The organism is Microbacterium azadirachtae, from assembly GCF_000956545.1.
GTDB lineage: Bacteria > Actinomycetota > Actinomycetes > Actinomycetales > Microbacteriaceae > Microbacterium > Microbacterium azadirachtae.
Map to the genome: position 1 here is coordinate 37973 of NZ_JYIT01000079.1, position 16086 is coordinate 54058.

Consider the following 16086-nt stretch of genomic DNA (forward strand, 5'->3'; position numbering starts at 1 on the left):
TCTCGCTCAGCCCCTCGCCGCAGCGTCGGTGATCTTCTGGATGAGCGTCTTCGGGTCGCCCTGGCCGGCGAGCATCTCGACGACGCCCGTGTTCAGCGCGTTGCCCACGTTCTGCCCGAGCGCCGTGTCGAGCCAGAGCGCCACGTAGGGCGCGTTGGCGTAGGCCTCCATCAGGGGCTTCAGCGAGGCGTTGTCGACGGCGCCCTTGGCGTCCTGGTTGGCCGGGATGGTCTGGAACGCGTGGGCGTAATTCTCCTGCTGCGCCTTCGACGCGACGAAGTCGAGGAACTTCTCGCAGGACGACGGAGACTTGTCGGAGCAGGAGTACCCGTCGACGCCGCCCATCATCGCGCCGGGCTCGCCCTTGCCCCCGGAGACCTCGGGGAACGGGAACCAGTCGAGGTCGGCCAGCGGCTTCTGATCCGGGGTCAGGCTCGCGATCACACCCGGATCCCAGGCGCCCATGAGCTCCATCGCCGCTTTGTGGTTGGCGACCAGACCGGCGGAGGAGTTCGCGCCCTGCTGGGCCGAGGTGGTGAGGAATCCCTCGTTGAACGGCTCGACCTGCGCGAACTTCTGCAGGTTGTCCGCCGCGGTCAGCCAGCAGCCGTCCTTGAAGTCCTTCTTGGTGGCGAGGTTCGTGATGAGGTCCTTGCCGCAGGCGCGCACCGCGAAGAAGTAGTACCAGTGCGCGGCCGGCCAGGCGTCCTTCGCCCCCAGCGCGATCGGGGCGATGCCGGCGGCCTTGAGCTTGACGATGGCCGCCTCGAGGTCGTCCATGGTCTTCGGCGTCTCGGTGATCCCCGCCTTGGCGAAGAGATCCTTGCTGTAGAAGAGGCCTCCCGGCAGCACCGCCATGGGCACGCCGTACAGCTTGCCGTCGACGGTGAACGCGCTCAGCGCCGCGTCTCCGATCGCCTTCTTGACGTCGGGATCGATCTTGTCGCTCAGGTCCTTGACCTTGCCCGCCGCCACGACGTCGGCGAGCTTGCTGCCGCCGCGCGCCATGAACACGTCGGGCATGTCGCCCGAGTTGACGGCGGTCTGCAGCTTGCCGTCCATGTCCTCGTTCTGGATCGAGGTGACCTTCACGGTGACGTCGGGGTTGGCCTTCTGGAACGCGGCGGCCGCGTCCGTCCAGAACTTCTTGCCGTCGCCGGTGGTCGAGTTCTGCCACACCGTCAGCGTCTGCTTGCCGCCGCCGTCGCCGCTGCCGGAACCTCCGGAGCAGCCGGTGAGGGCGATCGCCCCCACGGCTGCGAGCGCCACGGCGGCGGTCAGCACCTTGCGGATCTTCATGCTGTGTTTCTCCTCATCGTCGAGTTCCAGCACCGCGTCGACAATTTGTTGCCGACTACAGCGAATGTGCCGTCGGCCTACTCTGACACTCGGATCCTGCGCATGTCAAACGATATCGATAACGTTTTCGCTCGGTATGTTGGAGCCATGAGCCGCCGCATCACGATTCACGACGTCGCCCACGCGGCGGGCGTCTCCGTCGCGACCGTCTCGAAGGCGATCAACGGTCGCGACGGCGTCTCGCCCACGACGCTCGAGCACGTGCAAGAGGTCGTGGCACGACTCGGATACGAGAGCTCCCTCGTCGCCACCTCCATGCGCCGGCGCAGGACCGACGTGATCGGCGTGCTCGTGGCCGAGTTCGAGCCCTTCGCCGTGCAGCTGCTGCAGGGGGTGTCGGCCGCGCTGCAGGGCACCCGGTTCGACGTGCTCGCCTATGCCGGGAGCGTGTCGGCGGGCGAGCACCTCGGCTGGGAGCGGCGGTCGCTGTCGCGCCTCGGCGGGACGCTCATCGACGGCGCCATCGTGGTCACCCCGACGACCATGCCCTCCGACGCGACCGTACCGCTCGTCGCGATCGACCCGCAGGCGGAGCCGGACGGCACGGCCTCGGTGAGCGTGCACAACGCCGAGGGCGCCTACGCCGCCACCACGCACCTGATCTCCCTGGGGCACCGCCGCATCGCGCATCTGCGCGGCCGCACCGATCTGGAGTCGGCCCACCAGCGCGAGGACGGCTACCGGCGCGCGCTCGACACCGCGGGGATCCCCTTCGACCCGGCGCTCGTCGTCGACGGCGGGTACCGCACCGCGAGCACGACCGGGGGCGCGCACGCCCTGCTGGATCTGGCCGCGCCGCCGACCGCGGTGTTCGCCGCGAACGACCAGTCCGCGATCGAGATGATCCGCGTCGCAGCCGCACGGGGCCTGAGCGTCCCCCAGGATCTGTCCGTGGTGGGCTTCGACGATGTGCCCGAGGCCGCGGCGCACATCCCGCAGCTGACGACCGTGCGCCAACCCCTCACCGAGATGGGCGCCGAGGCCGTGCGCCTGCTGCTGGCGATGCTCGACGGCGCCCCGCGCGAGCACGTGCGGCTGCCGGCCGAGCTGATCGTGCGCGCCTCCACGGCCACCCCGCGCTGACCCTCCTGCACCCCAGGAGCGCGCCGCGACCCCGCGCACGGGACGTTGCGCCGACCTGACCTCGCTGATATGTTCGCTGCTACAACATTTCACCGACGTCGCTGAAGGCGGTTCACCATGTCACTCACCCCCACCCGCGAGGACAAGTTCTCGTTCGGTCTCTGGACCGTCGGATACAACGGCGCCGACCCGTTCGGCGGCCCGACCCGCCCGGCTCTGGACGTGGTCCACGTCGTCGAGAAGCTCGCGGAGCTCGGCGCCTACGGCCTGACGTTCCACGACGACGACCTGTTCGCGTTCGGATCCACCGAGGCGGAGCGCCAGACGCAGATCGACCGTCTGAAGGGCGCGCTGGCCGACACCGGCCTCGTGGTGCCGATGGTGACCACCAACCTGTTCAGCGCACCGGTCTTCAAGGACGGCGGCTTCACCTCGAACGACCGCGCCGTGCGCCGCTTCGCGCTGCGCAAGGTGCTGCGTCAGCTCGACCTCGGTGCCGAGCTGGGCGCCCAGACGTTCGTCATGTGGGGCGGCCGCGAGGGCGCGGAGTACGACTCCGCCAAGGACATCCGCGCCGCGCTGGAGCGCTACCGCGAGGCCGTGAACCTCCTCGGCGACTACGTGACCGACAAGGGCTACGACATCCGCTTCGCGATCGAGCCGAAGCCGAACGAGCCCCGCGGCGACATCCTGCTCCCCACCCTCGGCCACGCCCTCGCGTTCATCGACTCGCTCGAGCGCCCCGAGCTCGTGGGCCTCAACCCCGAGGTCGGCCACGAGCAGATGGCGGGGCTCAACTTCGCCGCCGGCATCGCACAGGCGCTGTACCACGGCAAGCTCTTCCACATCGACCTGAACGGCCAGCGCGGGATCAAGTACGACCAGGATCTCGTCTTCGGGCACGGCGATCTGCACAACGCCTTCGCGCTCGTGGACCTGCTCGAGAACGGCGGCCCCGGCGGGGTCCCCGCCTACGACGGCCCGAGGCACTTCGACTACAAGCCCTCCCGCACCGAGGACGAGACGGGCGTCTGGGACTCGGCGAGCGCGAACATGCGCACCTACCTGCTGCTGAAGGAGCGCGCCGCGGCCTTCCGCGCCGACCCGGAGGTGCAGGAGGCGCTCGCCGCCGCCCGCGTCGACGAGCTCTCCACGCCGACGCTGGCCGAGGGCGAGGGCTATACCGGGCTGCTGTCGGACGCGTCCGCCTACGAGGACTTCGACGCGAACGCCTACTTCGGCGCCCAGGGCTTCGGCTTCGTGCGCCTGCAGCAGCTCGCGACCGAGCACCTCCTCGGGGCCCGCTGACACCCGCGCTCCCCCGGGCACCGAGACCCCCTCCGAGCGCCGAAACCCCCGCGCAGATGCGCTGCGCAGAGGGGGTCTCGGCGCCCGGGAGGGGTCTCGACCCCTCGAACTCCACGGAAGGAAGCTGACATGACGCTGGTGATGGGCGTGGACTCGTCCACGCAGTCGTGCAAGGTCGTGGTGGTCGACACCGCGTCCGGATCCGTCGTGCGCACCGGGCGCGCAGCGCATCCGGACGGCACGGCGGTCGACCCCGAGGTGTGGTGGCGCGCGCTGAACGCCGCGATCGCCGACGCGGGCGGCATGGACGACGTCGACGCCTGGTCGGTCGGCGGCCAGCAGCACGGGATGGTCGTGCTCGACGACTCCGGATCCGTGATCCGCGACGCCCTGCTGTGGAACGACACCCGCTCGGCCGGCGCCGCGGAGGAGCTCATCGCGGAGTTCGGCGCCACCGCGCTCGCCGCGCGCACGGGTCTCGTGCCGGTCGCGTCGTTCACCATCACCAAGCTGCGCTGGCTGCGCGACGCGGAGCCGCAGAACGCGGCACGCGTGGCCGCCGTCGCGCTGCCGCACGACTGGCTGACCTGGCGCCTGCGCGGCTACGGACCGGCCGGGGGCTCCGCGCGCGGACCGGTGCTGGACGAGCTCGTCACCGACCGCTCCGACGCCAGCGGCACCGGCTACTGGAATCCGGCCGACGGCGGCTACGACCGCGAGCTGCTCACGGCGGCGCTCGGCCGCGACGCGGTCCTGCCGCGGGTGCTGGGTCCGGCCGAATCGGTCGCGGACGCGGCCAGCCGGCGCGTCGCCCCGGGCGCCGGGGACAACGCCGCGGCGGCGCTCGGCCTCGGCGCGGAGCCGGGCGACGTCGTCGTGTCGATCGGTACGTCGGGCACCGTGTGCGCGATCAGCCGCGCGCCCATCGCCGACCCGTCCGGCACCGTCGCGGGGTTCGCCGACGCGACCGGGCACTTCCTGCCGCTCGTCGCGACGTTGAACGCCGCGCGGGTGCTCGACGTCACCGCCGCCCTGCTGGGCGTCGGGCACGACGAGCTCAGCGACCTCGCACTGCACGCGCCGGCGGGCGCCGGCGGCCTCACCCTGCTGCCGTACTTCGAGGGCGAGCGCACCCCGAACCTCCCCGACGCGACCGCATCGCTGACCGGCATGACTCTGGCCTCGACCACGCGCGCCAACCTCGCGCGTGCCGCCGTGGAGGGGATGCTGCGCGGCCTCGGCGCCGGCCTCGACGCCCTCCGCGACCTCGGCATCCCCCTCGAGCGCGCCCTGCTCATCGGCGGGGGCGCGCAGTCCGAGGCGGTGCGCCGGATCGCGCCGGAGATCCTCGGCGTGCCGGTCGAGGTGCCGGCTCCGGGCGAGTACGTCGCCCTGGGGGCCGCCCGCCAGGCGGCGTCGGTCGTCGCGGGCCACTGACCGCGGACACTGCTGGCGGTGTCCCGGCGTCGCCTCCGGAGGCGCCGCCGGGGCATCCGCAACATCCGGGAAACACGGGATGCGTACACTCGGGGACGCCACAAGCACGCACTCCCCCGAAGGACCCACCCATGTCCGGTACGCCGTCATCCGCGCCCATCACCGTGTCGATCCGCCGCGAGGTCGATCCCACCCGCATCGCCGAGGCCACCGCCTGGGTGCAGACCGGGGTGAACCTCGCCAGCGCCCACCCGGGCTTCCTCGGATCCGGCTGGGTGCGCGACGGCGAGGACTCCCACCACTGGCACATGCTGTACCGCTTCACGGACGAGGCGGCGCTCGACGCCTGGGAGGCCTCGAGCGAGCGGGCGTGGTGGCTGTCGATGGGCGAGGGCTTCGTGCGCAGCGAGCGCACGAAGCGGCGCACCGGCATCGAGGGCTGGTTCGACGAGCCGTCCACCGAGACGATCTCGGTGCCCACCTCGACGGGCGCGACCACCGTGATGGTGGCCCCGTCGCCGCCGCGCTGGAAGCAGGCCGTGTCGATCTGGCTGGGCTTCTTCCCGGTGAACCTCGTCTTCACGTACCTGATGAGCCCGGTGCCCGGCTGGAACGGACTGCCGATCTGGCTGCGCGTGCTCACGACGACGGTCGTCCTCACGCCGATCATGACCTACTGGGTGCTGCCCTGGGTCACCCGCACGCTGCGGCACTGGCTGAACCGCTGACCGCCGCGGCGGGCGCGGTGCGTCAGCGCAGCGCCTCCTCCGGCTCCGGCACCGCTTCCGGATCCACGTCGTCCGCCACGGGCTCGCCGAGCTTCACGAGCACCACTCCGACCAGCACGAGCGCGCCGCCGAAGGCCTGCAGCAGCCCCGGCAGCTGGCCCAGGAACAGCCAGCCGAACAGCAGCGCCGCGATCACCTCGGAGAGGGCGACGAACGAGGCGACACGAGACCCCAGCCGGCGCGTCGACACGATGCCGAGCACGTAGGCCAGCGCCGTGGCGACGACGCCGACGGCGAGCACGGGGACGAACCACGGCAGGGTGCCGAAGCGATAGGCGACGTCCTGGGTCGTCCACGTCATCGGCAGGATCCCGGCGACACCGGCGACGCTCAGCCCGAGCGCCCCGATCAGCAGCCCGAGCCCCGCCAGGGCGATGGGCGGGAGCCCGGTGTCGCCGCGTCCGGACAGCAGGAAGTAGGTGGCCGCGCCGACCATCGCACCGAGCGCCCACAGGATCCCCACGGGATCGATGCGGGAGCCGGTGAAGATCTCCAGCATGAGGATCAGCCCCACGAACGCGACCAGCGCGCCGATGATGCCGCGCACGCCTGGGCGTTCGCCGCGCCGCAGCCAGAGCCAGAGTACGACCGCGATCGGCGCCGTGTACTCGATGAGCAGGGCGATCCCGACGTCCATGACGGCGACGGCCTGGAAGAAGCACAGCTGCGCCGCGGTGACGGCGAGCAGCCCGTAGCCGACGATCATGCCGGCATTCCTGCGCACCGCGCCCCATCGCCCGCGGAGGGCGAGCAGGGTCGGCACGAGGAGGACGAGCGCGGCGACCCACATGCGGGCCGTCACGGCGGCCCCGGGGCTCCAGCCGGCGTCCATGAGCCCGCGCGCCCAAGCCCCGCTCATCCCGAAGGAGAGCGCCGCACCGAAGGCGAACACGAGCCCGGAGCGCACGCCCGTCGTCCGCATGTCATTCACCACCGTGCTCATGACATGTGACGTTACTCGGGGCGGATGTAAGATGTCAACATGATCTTCACCGATGACACCGAGGAGACGCTGCGGGCCGCGGTCTGGCTTGTCAACTCGGCTGAGGAACCGGACACCCTCCTGTCGCCGAGCGACGAGGCGGACTTCCTCAGCGGATACGGGTACACCGGCCGGATCGACCGCGATCAGCCCGAGGTGGACGCGCTGCGGGCACTGCGCCCCCAGCTGCGGACGATTCTGCTCGCGCCGCGCGACGAGATGGCCGTCGCCGTGAACGAGGCGCTCGCGGGGGTCTCCCTGGCCCTGCGCCTCACCCGGCACGGAGCCATGGACTGGCACCTGCACGCGGTGGCCGACGACCGCCCCCTCGCCGAGCGCGTGCTCGTGGAGACGGCGATGGCACTCATCGACGTGATCCGCGCGGAGGAGGGATCCCGCATCTCGGTGTGCGCGGACGAGACCTGCGACGCGATCGCCCTCGACCTGTCGCGCAACCGCTCGAAGCGCTACTGCTCGACGACCTGCGCCAACCGCAACGCCGTCGCCGCCTATCGCGCCCGTCGCGCCGAGGCCTGATCCGGAGCATCCGCGGCACGACGCCCGGCGGCGGGACGGCCGAGGCGTGCGCCGGCCACCACACGGCTTCCGTGCCGCTGCTTCGTCGACCCCGCGGGAAAACGCTTACTGAATGTGCGTTGATCGCTTCACAAACGATTATCGATTAGTGTATCGTCGCGGATGCCCCCCACCCGCATCAGGAAGGATCAACGATGATCAAGGGCCGCCTCATCCCCGCCGCAGGCCTCGCCGCGCTCGCCGCCGTCGCCCTCGCCGGCTGCAGCACCGCCGCCGCGCCCTCGGGCTCCGACGCCACCGGCTCCTCGAAGGTGACGCTGCACGTGCTCGTCAACGTCACGCCCAACCTCACCGAGGAGTACTGGAACTCCCTCGTCACGCCGTTCGAGAAGAAGAACCCGGACATCGACGTCGTCATCCAGAACCCCGGCGCCGAGGGCGTCGCGGCTGCGGTCCCGCGCCTGCTCGCCTCGGGCGACGCTCCCGACGTCGTGCAGTCGCTGGCCCCCACGGCCGAGCTCGCCCCCGAGCTCGTGGACCTGTCGAAGTACGCCTGGGCCAAGAAGGGCCCGCTCGCCGACCAGTACTCGATCGACGGGAAGAACTACATGGCGGGAATCGGCGTGCAGCTGCAGAGCCTCGTCTTCTACAACAAGAAGGCGTTCAGCGACGCGGGCATCGCCGCCCCTCCGAAGACGGTCGACGAGCTCACCGAGGACCTCGGCAAGATCAAGGCCGCCGGCTGGCAGGTGCCCGTGCAGACCGGCGGCGACTGGATGACCAGCCACACGCTCCAGGTACTCGGGCTGCCCACGATCGTGTCGCAGGATCCGAAGTTCTACCAGGACATCTCCGCGGGCAAGACCACGTTCAGCAAGGCATACGGACCGGCGGTCGAAACCTATGCGGAGTGGGTGTCGAAGGGGTACATCCCCAAGGAGGCCCTGGGCATCAAGTACCCCGACGCCGAACAGGCGTTCCTCAGCGGCAAGAGCGCGATCTACCCCATGGGCAGCTGGTTCGTCGGGTCCCAGGCCAAGGCGGCCGACTCCGCCGACATCGGCGTGTTCCGCGCCCCGGCCGAGAAGGCCTCGGAGGCCCCGGCGATGGGCGCGAACATCGCGAGCCCCTACTCGATCCTGAACACGAGCAAGAACCAGGAGGCCGCGGCCAAGCTCATCGAGTACCTCACGACCGACAAGGCCGCCGTCGCGTCGCAGCTCAAGGTCGATGGCAACTACCGGGACGGCTACACGTACGAGATGAGCCCCCTCGGCGAGGAGCTCCAGAAGATCGTGTCCGACACCAAGGCGTCCTCGTACACCCCGACCGGCGGCGGCTACGGCGAGCGCACCATGCCGACCGGGTACTCCGGCGAGATCAACACCCAGACCCAGGCGCTGCTGGGCGGCGCCCCGGCGGCCGACGTGCTCAAGAGCATGGACGACTGGTTCGCCGCGAACGCGGGCTGACGCCGGGGGCGATGAGATCGTGACGATCACGCGTTCCTCCGGGGGCGGGACGGCTGCGGCCGCCCGTCCCCGGGACCCCGCGGCCGAGGAGGAGAGCAGGAGCAGCGCCGCCCGCGCCGGGACGACCACCCGGGGCCCCCGCAGAGTGAGCACGGCGCGCCGCCTGCAGCGCGCTCTCCCCGGCTTCCTCATGAGCGCCCCGGCCGTGGCCGTGTTCATCGCGATGTTCGTGATCCCGATGATCCTGGCCTGCGTGCTGAGCTTCACGAACTGGAACGGCTACAGCCTGCGCTTCACCTTCATCGGCTGGGAGAACTACATCCACGCGTTCCGCAACCCGCGCTCCGCGCAGGCGGCCCTGTTCACGGGCGTGATCGCGGTCGCCGGCACGATCCTGTGCAACGGGGTCGGTCTGGCGATCGCGGCGCTGATCTCCGGATCCGGTCGCGCGAACGCGCTGCTGCGCACCGTCTTCTTCTACCCCTATGTGATCAGCGGCCTGATCATCGGGTTCCTCTGGTCGGCGATGCTGGCCCCGCAAGGCGCGGTGAACGGCGTCCTCGGGGCGATCGGCCTCGGACCTCTGCCGTTCCTCACGGATCCGACGTTCGCCAAGGCGAGCGTGATCCTCACGATCGTGTGGTCGCACTTCGGCTTCAACATGATCCTGTTCCTCGCCGGCATCAAGTCCGTGCCCGCGGAGTACTACGAGGCGGCGACGGTGGACGGGGCGAGCCGCGGAGAGCAGTTCCGCAGCATCACGTTCCCCCTGATCGCCCCCGTGTTCACCGTGAACCTCGTGCTCACGCTCGTCGGCCTGCTGAAGGCGTACGACGTCGTGCTGGCGCTCACCGACGGCGGGCCCGCGGGGTCGACGCAGACCATCGTCTACCAGATCCTCAAGGACTCGTTCGCCCGCTCGGCGCTCGGCCTCGGCGCCGCGCAGTCCGTCATCCTGCTCATCGTCACGGCGGCGGTCGGGCTGGCCGTGACCCTCATCCGCCGCCGAGCCGAGCAGAAGGTCGTGGACGACTGATGAGCACCGCCACCAGCCTCAACCCGGCGGTGCGCCCGCCGTCCTCCCGCGGCCGCGTCCGCCGTTCCGCGGGGCGCACGCGGGCGCCGCTCCTGGCCCGTCTCGCGCGCGGGATCGTGCTGACGGCCGTCGCGGTCGTCATGATCGTGCCGCTGTACACGATGGTGATCAACGCCTTCAAGCCGCAGAAGGAGATCATCGAGAACCCGCTGCTGATCACCCCGCAGAGCTTCACCCCCGAATTCCTCTGGGCCGCCATCACGAGCAGCAAGTTCAACGTGATCGCCGCGTACGGCGTGACTCTCCTGTTCGTCGTGCTCGTCAACGTGTGCTGCATCCTGCTGTCGGCCCCGGTCGCGTACGTGATCGCGCGGGGACGCTCGAAATGGCACATGGGACTGCTGCTGCTGTTCGTGTCCGGCCTGTTCATCCCGGGTCAGGTCACCCTGATCCCCGTGGTGTTCGTGCTGCGCGTGCTCGGGCTCATCAACACGATCCCCGGATTCATCCTGTTCGAGACGGCGGCCACCCTCCCGGTGACGATCTTCCTGTTCTCCGCCTACCTGCGGTCGGTGCCGCGGGACATCGACGAGGCCGCGGCGCTCGACGGCGCCGGACGCATCCGCGCCTTCTGGACGTGCATCTTCCCGATCATGCGCCCGGTCGTCGCGACGATCGTGGTGCTGAACTCGATCGGGGTGTGGAACGACTTCGTGAGCCCGCAGATCATCCTCGGCCCGAGCTCGGGGATCTACACCGTGACGACCGGCGTGTACGCCGCGGTCGGGGAGTTCTCCACCGACTACACACAGGTGTTCCCGACCCTGCTGCTCGCCATCGCCCCCGCGCTGGTCTTCTTCGTCCTCATGCAGAGGCACATCATCGGCGGCCTCGCCGCCGGAGCCACGAAGGGCTGACGATGACCCATCTGATCACCTCGCCGCTGCGCGCGATCCCCGCCTGGGCCGTGCTGCAGCGCCGCCTGTTCGACGAGGTCGAGGACGCCAGGCGGCTGTTCGCCGAGCGGTACACCCTGCCGGACGGACGGCTCCGCGGCGTCGCGGAGTTCGAGGACCGCGACGGCGTGGACGACCTGTACGAGCCGTTCTTCAACTGGCCCGCGTTCTACCTCCTCGGAGGCGCGGACGCGGCGCTCGCCGACGCCAAGCGCTGCTGGGAGGGCGTGACCGCCCAGCTCGCCGAAGCCGGCATGCTCACCGACGAGTACGAGAACGGCTACGACTGGTTCCACCAGGGCGAGTCGGTGCTGCTGTTCGCGGGCATCCGTGCAGCGGACCCCTCCGACGCGGTCTTCGCCGAGCGCGCGCGCCGCTTCGCCGCGCTCTTCACCGATCCCGCGCGCGGCAACTACGACGCCGAGCACAACATCATCCGCGCCCCGCACAACGGCGCGCTCGGCGCCCGCGCAGGCCTGGAGGATCCGCAGCCGGAGGGATCCCCGCTCGCCGGGCGGGTGCGCCCCTACTCCGCCGAGCGCGCGGAGATGCGCCCGTACGGGCTGCCGATCCAGGGGCTCGACGGGATCGCGGAATGGGACGATCTGGCCGACCCCGGCAACGCGCAGCGCATGGCGGACGAGATGCAGCGCCGCGCCGCCGGCGACGTCCCCGTGAACCTCGCCGCGACCTCGCTGCCTGTGCTGCGCTGGCTCGACGACGGGGACGAGGGATCCGCGGCCTGGATCCGCCGCTATGTCGAGGGGTGGGTTGCGCGCGCGGCGGCGAACGACGGCCTCGTGCCCGACAACGTCGGCCCCGACGGGACCGTCGGGGCCCTGCAGGACGGCCGCTGGTGGGGCGGTCACTACGGCTGGGCCTGGCCGCACGGCTTCCACTCGGTGGCCATGAGCGCCCTCATCGGCGCGATCAACCACTCCCTCGTGAGCGGCCGGGACGACGCCCTCGACCTGGTGCGATCCGCGCTCGACACGGTGCTGGCGCACGCGATCCCCGGATCCGTGGAGGACTCCGTCTACAGTCTGCGCGGCGGCTGGCGCGCCCGCCTGGGCGATGCCGCGTCGCGCCCCGGCCTGCTCGTGCCCTACCGTCACGGCATCGAGGGCTGGTTCGACTTCGGCCCGCTGCAGCTCGATGTGCCGGTGTGGCTGTGGTGGTGGAGCCGCACGCCGGCCGATCGCGCGCTGCTCGACCGCGCCCGCGCGGGGCTTCCCGAGGGGACCGACCTCGTGGCGCCGTTCCGCGACAAGGAGGAGGCGGGGCACGAGGCCGGCTGGATCGCGTTCCTGGACGGAGAGCTGCCCGACTACCCGGAGCGCGCCCTGGAGATGGCGCTGGGCCAGGTGTCGCGCCGGGTGGCGATGATGCTCGGCGACGACGCCGATCCCGACGCCGCGCACCTGCATTTCTGGCAGCGGGTCAACCCCGTGGTCACGGAGGTGCTCACGCAGCTCGTCGGCGGCGCTCCGCAGATGCTCTACAACGGCGGCCTCCCCTTCACCGCGCTCCGCTACGAGGACGTCGACCTCGGACGCCCCGGGCTCCCCCGCGACGTGGCCGCACTGGTGCACCGCATCGACGACGCGGGCGTCGGGCTGCGCCTGGTCAACACGTCCGTGGTGCGGTCCCGCACCGTGCGGGTCCGCGGCGGTCGCTTCGGCGCCGACCGGATCGTCCGGGTCAGCGCGACCGTCGAGACCCCTGGGTCCTTCCCCGGCGCGTCCGGCTCGTACCGCGCGGCGCAGAAGCCGATGCGGACCGTCACGTGGGGCTGTGACGACGACCTCGTCGTCACCCTGCCGCCGGCGCACGTCGCCGACCTCGACCTGATCATCGCCCGCGGGGCAGGAACGCCCCGCCTCGACCCCGGAGGAGACGCATGAGCGCCGACCTGATCCGCCCCGACTTCGCCCTGCCCGTGCGCGGCGCGGCCTACGCCCGTCCGCCACGGGAGCTCGTGGAGGACTTCGGCGGCCTCTCCTCTGCCACCGCGTGCGCCAAGCTGCACGGTCTCGGGATCCGGCACAGCTACGTCGACGGGCCGGAGCCCCTCGCCGCCGGCAGCCGTGTGGTCGGATCCGCGCTCACCCTGCAGTTCATGCCGCAGCGCGAGGACATGGCCTCCGGGCAGGGCCAGGAGTACGCCGAGCGGCACACCGCGCTCTGGCACGTGCTCGAGGCCGTGCAGCCGGGCGACGTGCTCGTGATCCAGGCGTACGGCAGCCGCTTCTCCGGGTGCATCGGCGACATCCTCGCGCGCTACTTCGCGCGCAAGGGCGGCGCGGGGATCGTCGTCGACGGACGGATCCGCGACGCCGGCAGGATCCGCGAGCTCGGCATCCCGGTGTGGTCCACGGGCACGACGCCGCACTACGCGTCGCAGTCCGAGCTGGTGCCCTGGGCGTATGACGTGCCGGTGGCCGTGGGCGGCGCCCTGTGCATGCCGGGCGACCTCGTCGTCGCCGACGACGACGGCCCGGTGGTCGTGCCGCAGGCGATGGCGCGCCAGGTGATCGACTCGGCCCGCGACCACGAGGAGTGGGAGGTGTTCAGCCGCGCGCGCCTCGACGACGGCGCCCGCCTGAGCGACTACTACCCCCTCACCCCCGACACCCGCGAGGAGTACGAGGCATGGCGTTCCGTGCAGAGCTCCGTCCGCTGAGTCCGGGGCCGGTCGGCGACGTCGCCCTGCGCGACGACCTCGGCCTCGGCTGCGCGCCCATCGGCAACCTCTACACGCCGGTCGCCGACGACGACGCCGTCGCCACGGTGCGCGCGGCGCTGGACGACGGGGTCCGCTTCTTCGACACGGCCCCGCACTACGGCGCCGGTGAGAGCGAGCGCCGGCTCGGGCTCGCCCTCCAGGGCGTGCCGCGGGACGACTACGTGATCGCGACCAAGGTGGGACGGCGGATCGTCGACGCCGCCGGGGATCCGGTCGCCGGATCCGCATCCGGGCACGACACCGTCGCCGACCTCAGCCGCGACGGCGTGCTCCGCAGCCTCGAGGCGAGCCTCGCGCGGCTGCGCACCGACCGGATCGATCTGCTGCACCTGCACGACCCGCTCGACGTCGACGCGGGCCTGGCCGGAGCCATGACCGCGCTCGTCGAGCTGCGGGACCAGGGCGTGGTGCGCGCGATCGGTGTGGGCATGGGCAGACTCGCCCCGCTGATCCGGTTCGCCGCCGAGGCCCCGGTCGACGTGATCATGGAGGCCGGGCGGCTCACTCTCCTCGACCGCACCGCCGAGGACGAGCTCCTGCCCCTCACCGCGTCGCGCGGCATCGGCGTGATCGCGGCCGGCGTCTACAACACCGGGATCCTGGTCGCGCCGCAGACCGCGCCGTACTACGAGTACAAGCCCGCACCCCCGGAGCTCGTCGCCCGTGCGCTGGCGCTCCAGGACGCGTGTCGCGCCCACGGCGTCGAGCTCGCGACCGCGGCGGCGCGCTTCCCGCTGCGGCACGGCGCCGAGGGCGTGGTCATCGGCGCGCGCACCCCCACCGAGGTGGCCGCGTTCGTGCACGGCCACGACGTGCGGATCCCGGACGCGCTGTGGTCCGAGCTCGATCGCATCGCCGCCCCGGGGACGGCCGTCTCCTGATGCGGATCGTCGACGCGCACGTGCACCTGTGGGACGTCGACGCCCTGCCGCTCCCGTGGTTCCGCGAGGAGCTGGGGCTCCCCCGCCGCGCCCTGCCCGAGGACCTCGGCGCGCTGCTGCGCGCGACGGGCGCAGGCGCCGCGATCGCAGTGCAGGCGGCGGACTCGGTGGCCGAGGCCGAATGGCTCGCCGATGTCGCGGAGCGGGATCCGCTGGTGCGGCGCGCGGTGCTGCAGTACGCCCCCTCCCCCGGCGCCCCGCTCGGGCGCACCGCGACCGCGTCGGGTCCGTCGACGACGGGGATCCGGGCCGCCGTGCCGCAGTTCGCCCCCGACCTGTCCGATGTCGAGGGCCTGGACGGCCTCGCCGCCGCGGCCGGGGAGGCGGGACTCGTCGTGGAGCTGCTGCTGCGCCCCGAGCAACTGTCGGGAGCCGCCGCCCTCGCCCGCCGCCACCCCGCCACGACGTTCGTCCTGTGCCATCTGGGGCTGGGCGCGTCCGTGCCGGATGCGGGGTGGATCCGCGATCTCGTCACGGCCGCCGCCGCGCCGAACCTGCACGCGAAGACCTCCGGCGTCGTGCACCCCTCGCGCTCGGCGGCGGAGCTGCGCCGCATCCTCGGCGCGGCGCTCGACGCGTTCGGCGCCGGTCGCCTGCTGCACGGCAGCGACTGGCCGATCTCGGCGCGGCACACGCCCTACGAGGCGGTCGCGGCACGGATCGCCGATGCGCTCCCCGCACTGTCCGCCGCAGACGCCGAGGCGCTCTGGGCGGGCACCGCCGAACGGCTCTACCGGCTCTGAGCGCCGACCCCGCGGCGCGGAGACTCAGTCGTTGAGCAGCGTGCCCGCCGCGTGCGCGCGGAAGAGGGCCGAAGCCGCCTCGGCGTCGCCGCCGTCGAGCACGTCCAGCAGCCCCTTGTGCCAGTCGGCGACCTCGTGCCAGTCGCCGGTGAAGGCCGGATCTCCCAGCACATGCATCACGCGCAGGCTCGGCTCGAGCAGATCCCACATCCGGGGCAGGTACACGTTGCCGCTCGCCTCGATCACGGCGCGATGGAAGGCGAAGTCGAGCTCGCGGAACCGCGACAGATCGGCGGCCTCCGCGGCCTCGTGCATCTGGGCGATCAGGGTGGAGAGCGCGCTGCGGCGCTCCTCGTCGAGCGCCCCGCAGGCCAGCCGGCCCGCGAGCGCCTCGAGCTCGACGCGGGCGGTCTTGGCCTGCGCCGCCTCCTCCGGCGAATAGCTCGCGACGAAGCTGCCCAGGTGCCGCACCTGCGACACCAGCCCCTCGTGCGTGAGCCGCTTGAGCGCGTCGCGCACGGGCGCCTGGCTCACCTGCAGCTGGCGCGCCAGCTGCGACTCGACCAGCTGCTCGCCCGGCGCGAGCGAGGAGTCCTTGATCATGCCCTTGATCATCGAGTAGATCTGATCCGACAGCAGCCCTCGCTGCAGGGTCGTCGAGGCCAGCGCGTCCGTCATAGTGCTCATTCTAGGTCCAT

At 71.7% G+C, this 16086-nt stretch carries 15 protein-coding genes; 12 read left to right on the top strand and 3 right to left on the bottom strand.

Annotation, left to right across the window (positions count from 1 at the left end):
* Positions 1-6 precede the first annotated feature (6 nt).
* Positions 7-1299: an extracellular solute-binding protein gene (locus tag RL72_RS11280; RefSeq protein WP_045250945.1), complete on the bottom strand. Its 1293-nt coding sequence runs from the start codon at positions 1297-1299 to the stop codon at positions 7-9.
* A 147-nt stretch (positions 1300-1446) separates the two neighbouring features.
* Between RL72_RS11280 and RL72_RS11285 the strand changes: the two genes are divergently transcribed.
* From RL72_RS11285 to RL72_RS11300, 4 genes are all read left to right on the top strand, one after another.
* The gene (locus tag RL72_RS11285) at positions 1447-2442 is read left to right on the top strand and encodes a LacI family DNA-binding transcriptional regulator (RefSeq protein WP_045250946.1); all 996 of its coding nucleotides are present in this window, start codon (positions 1447-1449) and stop codon (positions 2440-2442) included.
* A gap of 117 nt (positions 2443-2559) precedes the next feature.
* A complete protein-coding gene (xylA, locus tag RL72_RS11290) occupies positions 2560-3750 on the top strand; it encodes a xylose isomerase (protein WP_045250947.1) in 1191 nt (396 codons plus the stop codon).
* Positions 3751-3879: 129 nt separating this feature from the next.
* On the top strand, positions 3880-5187 hold the full coding sequence (gene xylB / locus RL72_RS11295) for a xylulokinase (protein ID WP_045250948.1): 1308 nt from the start codon (positions 3880-3882) through the stop codon (positions 5185-5187).
* 131 nt (positions 5188-5318) lie between these two features.
* Entirely contained in the window at positions 5319-5915 is a 597-nt protein-coding gene (locus tag RL72_RS11300) for an antibiotic biosynthesis monooxygenase (protein ID WP_045250949.1), read from the top strand.
* A gap of 22 nt (positions 5916-5937) precedes the next feature.
* Here RL72_RS11300 and RL72_RS11305 read toward each other — a convergent pair whose 3' ends face one another.
* On the bottom strand, positions 5938-6918 hold the full coding sequence (locus RL72_RS11305) for an EamA family transporter (protein WP_045250950.1): 981 nt from the start codon (positions 6916-6918) through the stop codon (positions 5938-5940).
* 39 nt (positions 6919-6957) lie between these two features.
* On the opposite strand from RL72_RS11305, the gene RL72_RS11310 reads away from it, so the two are divergent.
* From RL72_RS11310 to RL72_RS19230, 8 genes are all read left to right on the top strand, one after another.
* On the top strand, positions 6958-7494 hold the full coding sequence (locus RL72_RS11310; protein ID WP_045250951.1) for a CGNR zinc finger domain-containing protein: 537 nt from the start codon (positions 6958-6960) through the stop codon (positions 7492-7494).
* Positions 7495-7688: 194 nt separating this feature from the next.
* Entirely contained in the window at positions 7689-8966 is a 1278-nt protein-coding gene (locus RL72_RS11315) for an ABC transporter substrate-binding protein (RefSeq protein ID WP_045250952.1), read from the top strand.
* A gap of 19 nt (positions 8967-8985) precedes the next feature.
* The gene (locus RL72_RS11320) at positions 8986-10002 is read left to right on the top strand and encodes a carbohydrate ABC transporter permease (protein WP_248700455.1); all 1017 of its coding nucleotides are present in this window, start codon (positions 8986-8988) and stop codon (positions 10000-10002) included.
* Positions 10002-10919, top strand: a complete 918-nt coding sequence (locus tag RL72_RS11325; protein ID WP_045250954.1) for a carbohydrate ABC transporter permease — start codon at positions 10002-10004, stop codon at positions 10917-10919. The genes RL72_RS11320 and RL72_RS11325 overlap by 1 nt, the downstream gene beginning before the upstream one ends.
* A 2-nt stretch (positions 10920-10921) precedes the next feature.
* Complete coding sequence (locus RL72_RS11330) at positions 10922-12862, top strand: DUF8034 domain-containing protein (protein WP_045250955.1); 1941 nt, start codon at positions 10922-10924, stop codon at positions 12860-12862.
* On the top strand, positions 12859-13641 hold the full coding sequence (locus RL72_RS11335) for an RraA family protein (protein ID WP_045250956.1): 783 nt from the start codon (positions 12859-12861) through the stop codon (positions 13639-13641). The genes RL72_RS11330 and RL72_RS11335 overlap by 4 nt, the downstream gene beginning before the upstream one ends.
* Positions 13611-14585 (top strand): aldo/keto reductase, encoded by a 975-nt coding sequence (locus RL72_RS11340; protein WP_052674340.1) that lies wholly within the window; start codon positions 13611-13613, stop codon positions 14583-14585. Before RL72_RS11335 ends, RL72_RS11340 begins: the two co-directional genes overlap by 31 nt.
* Positions 14585-15388 carry an amidohydrolase family protein gene (locus RL72_RS19230; RefSeq protein ID WP_052674341.1) on the top strand — a complete coding sequence of 268 codons (804 nt, stop codon included), beginning with the start codon at positions 14585-14587 and terminating at the stop codon, positions 15386-15388. The genes RL72_RS11340 and RL72_RS19230 overlap by 1 nt, the downstream gene beginning before the upstream one ends.
* Before the next feature lie 24 nt (positions 15389-15412).
* Here RL72_RS19230 and RL72_RS11350 read toward each other — a convergent pair whose 3' ends face one another.
* Positions 15413-16066, bottom strand: a complete 654-nt coding sequence (locus RL72_RS11350; protein WP_045250957.1) for a GntR family transcriptional regulator — start codon at positions 16064-16066, stop codon at positions 15413-15415.
* Between the last annotated feature and the right edge of the window lie 20 nt (positions 16067-16086).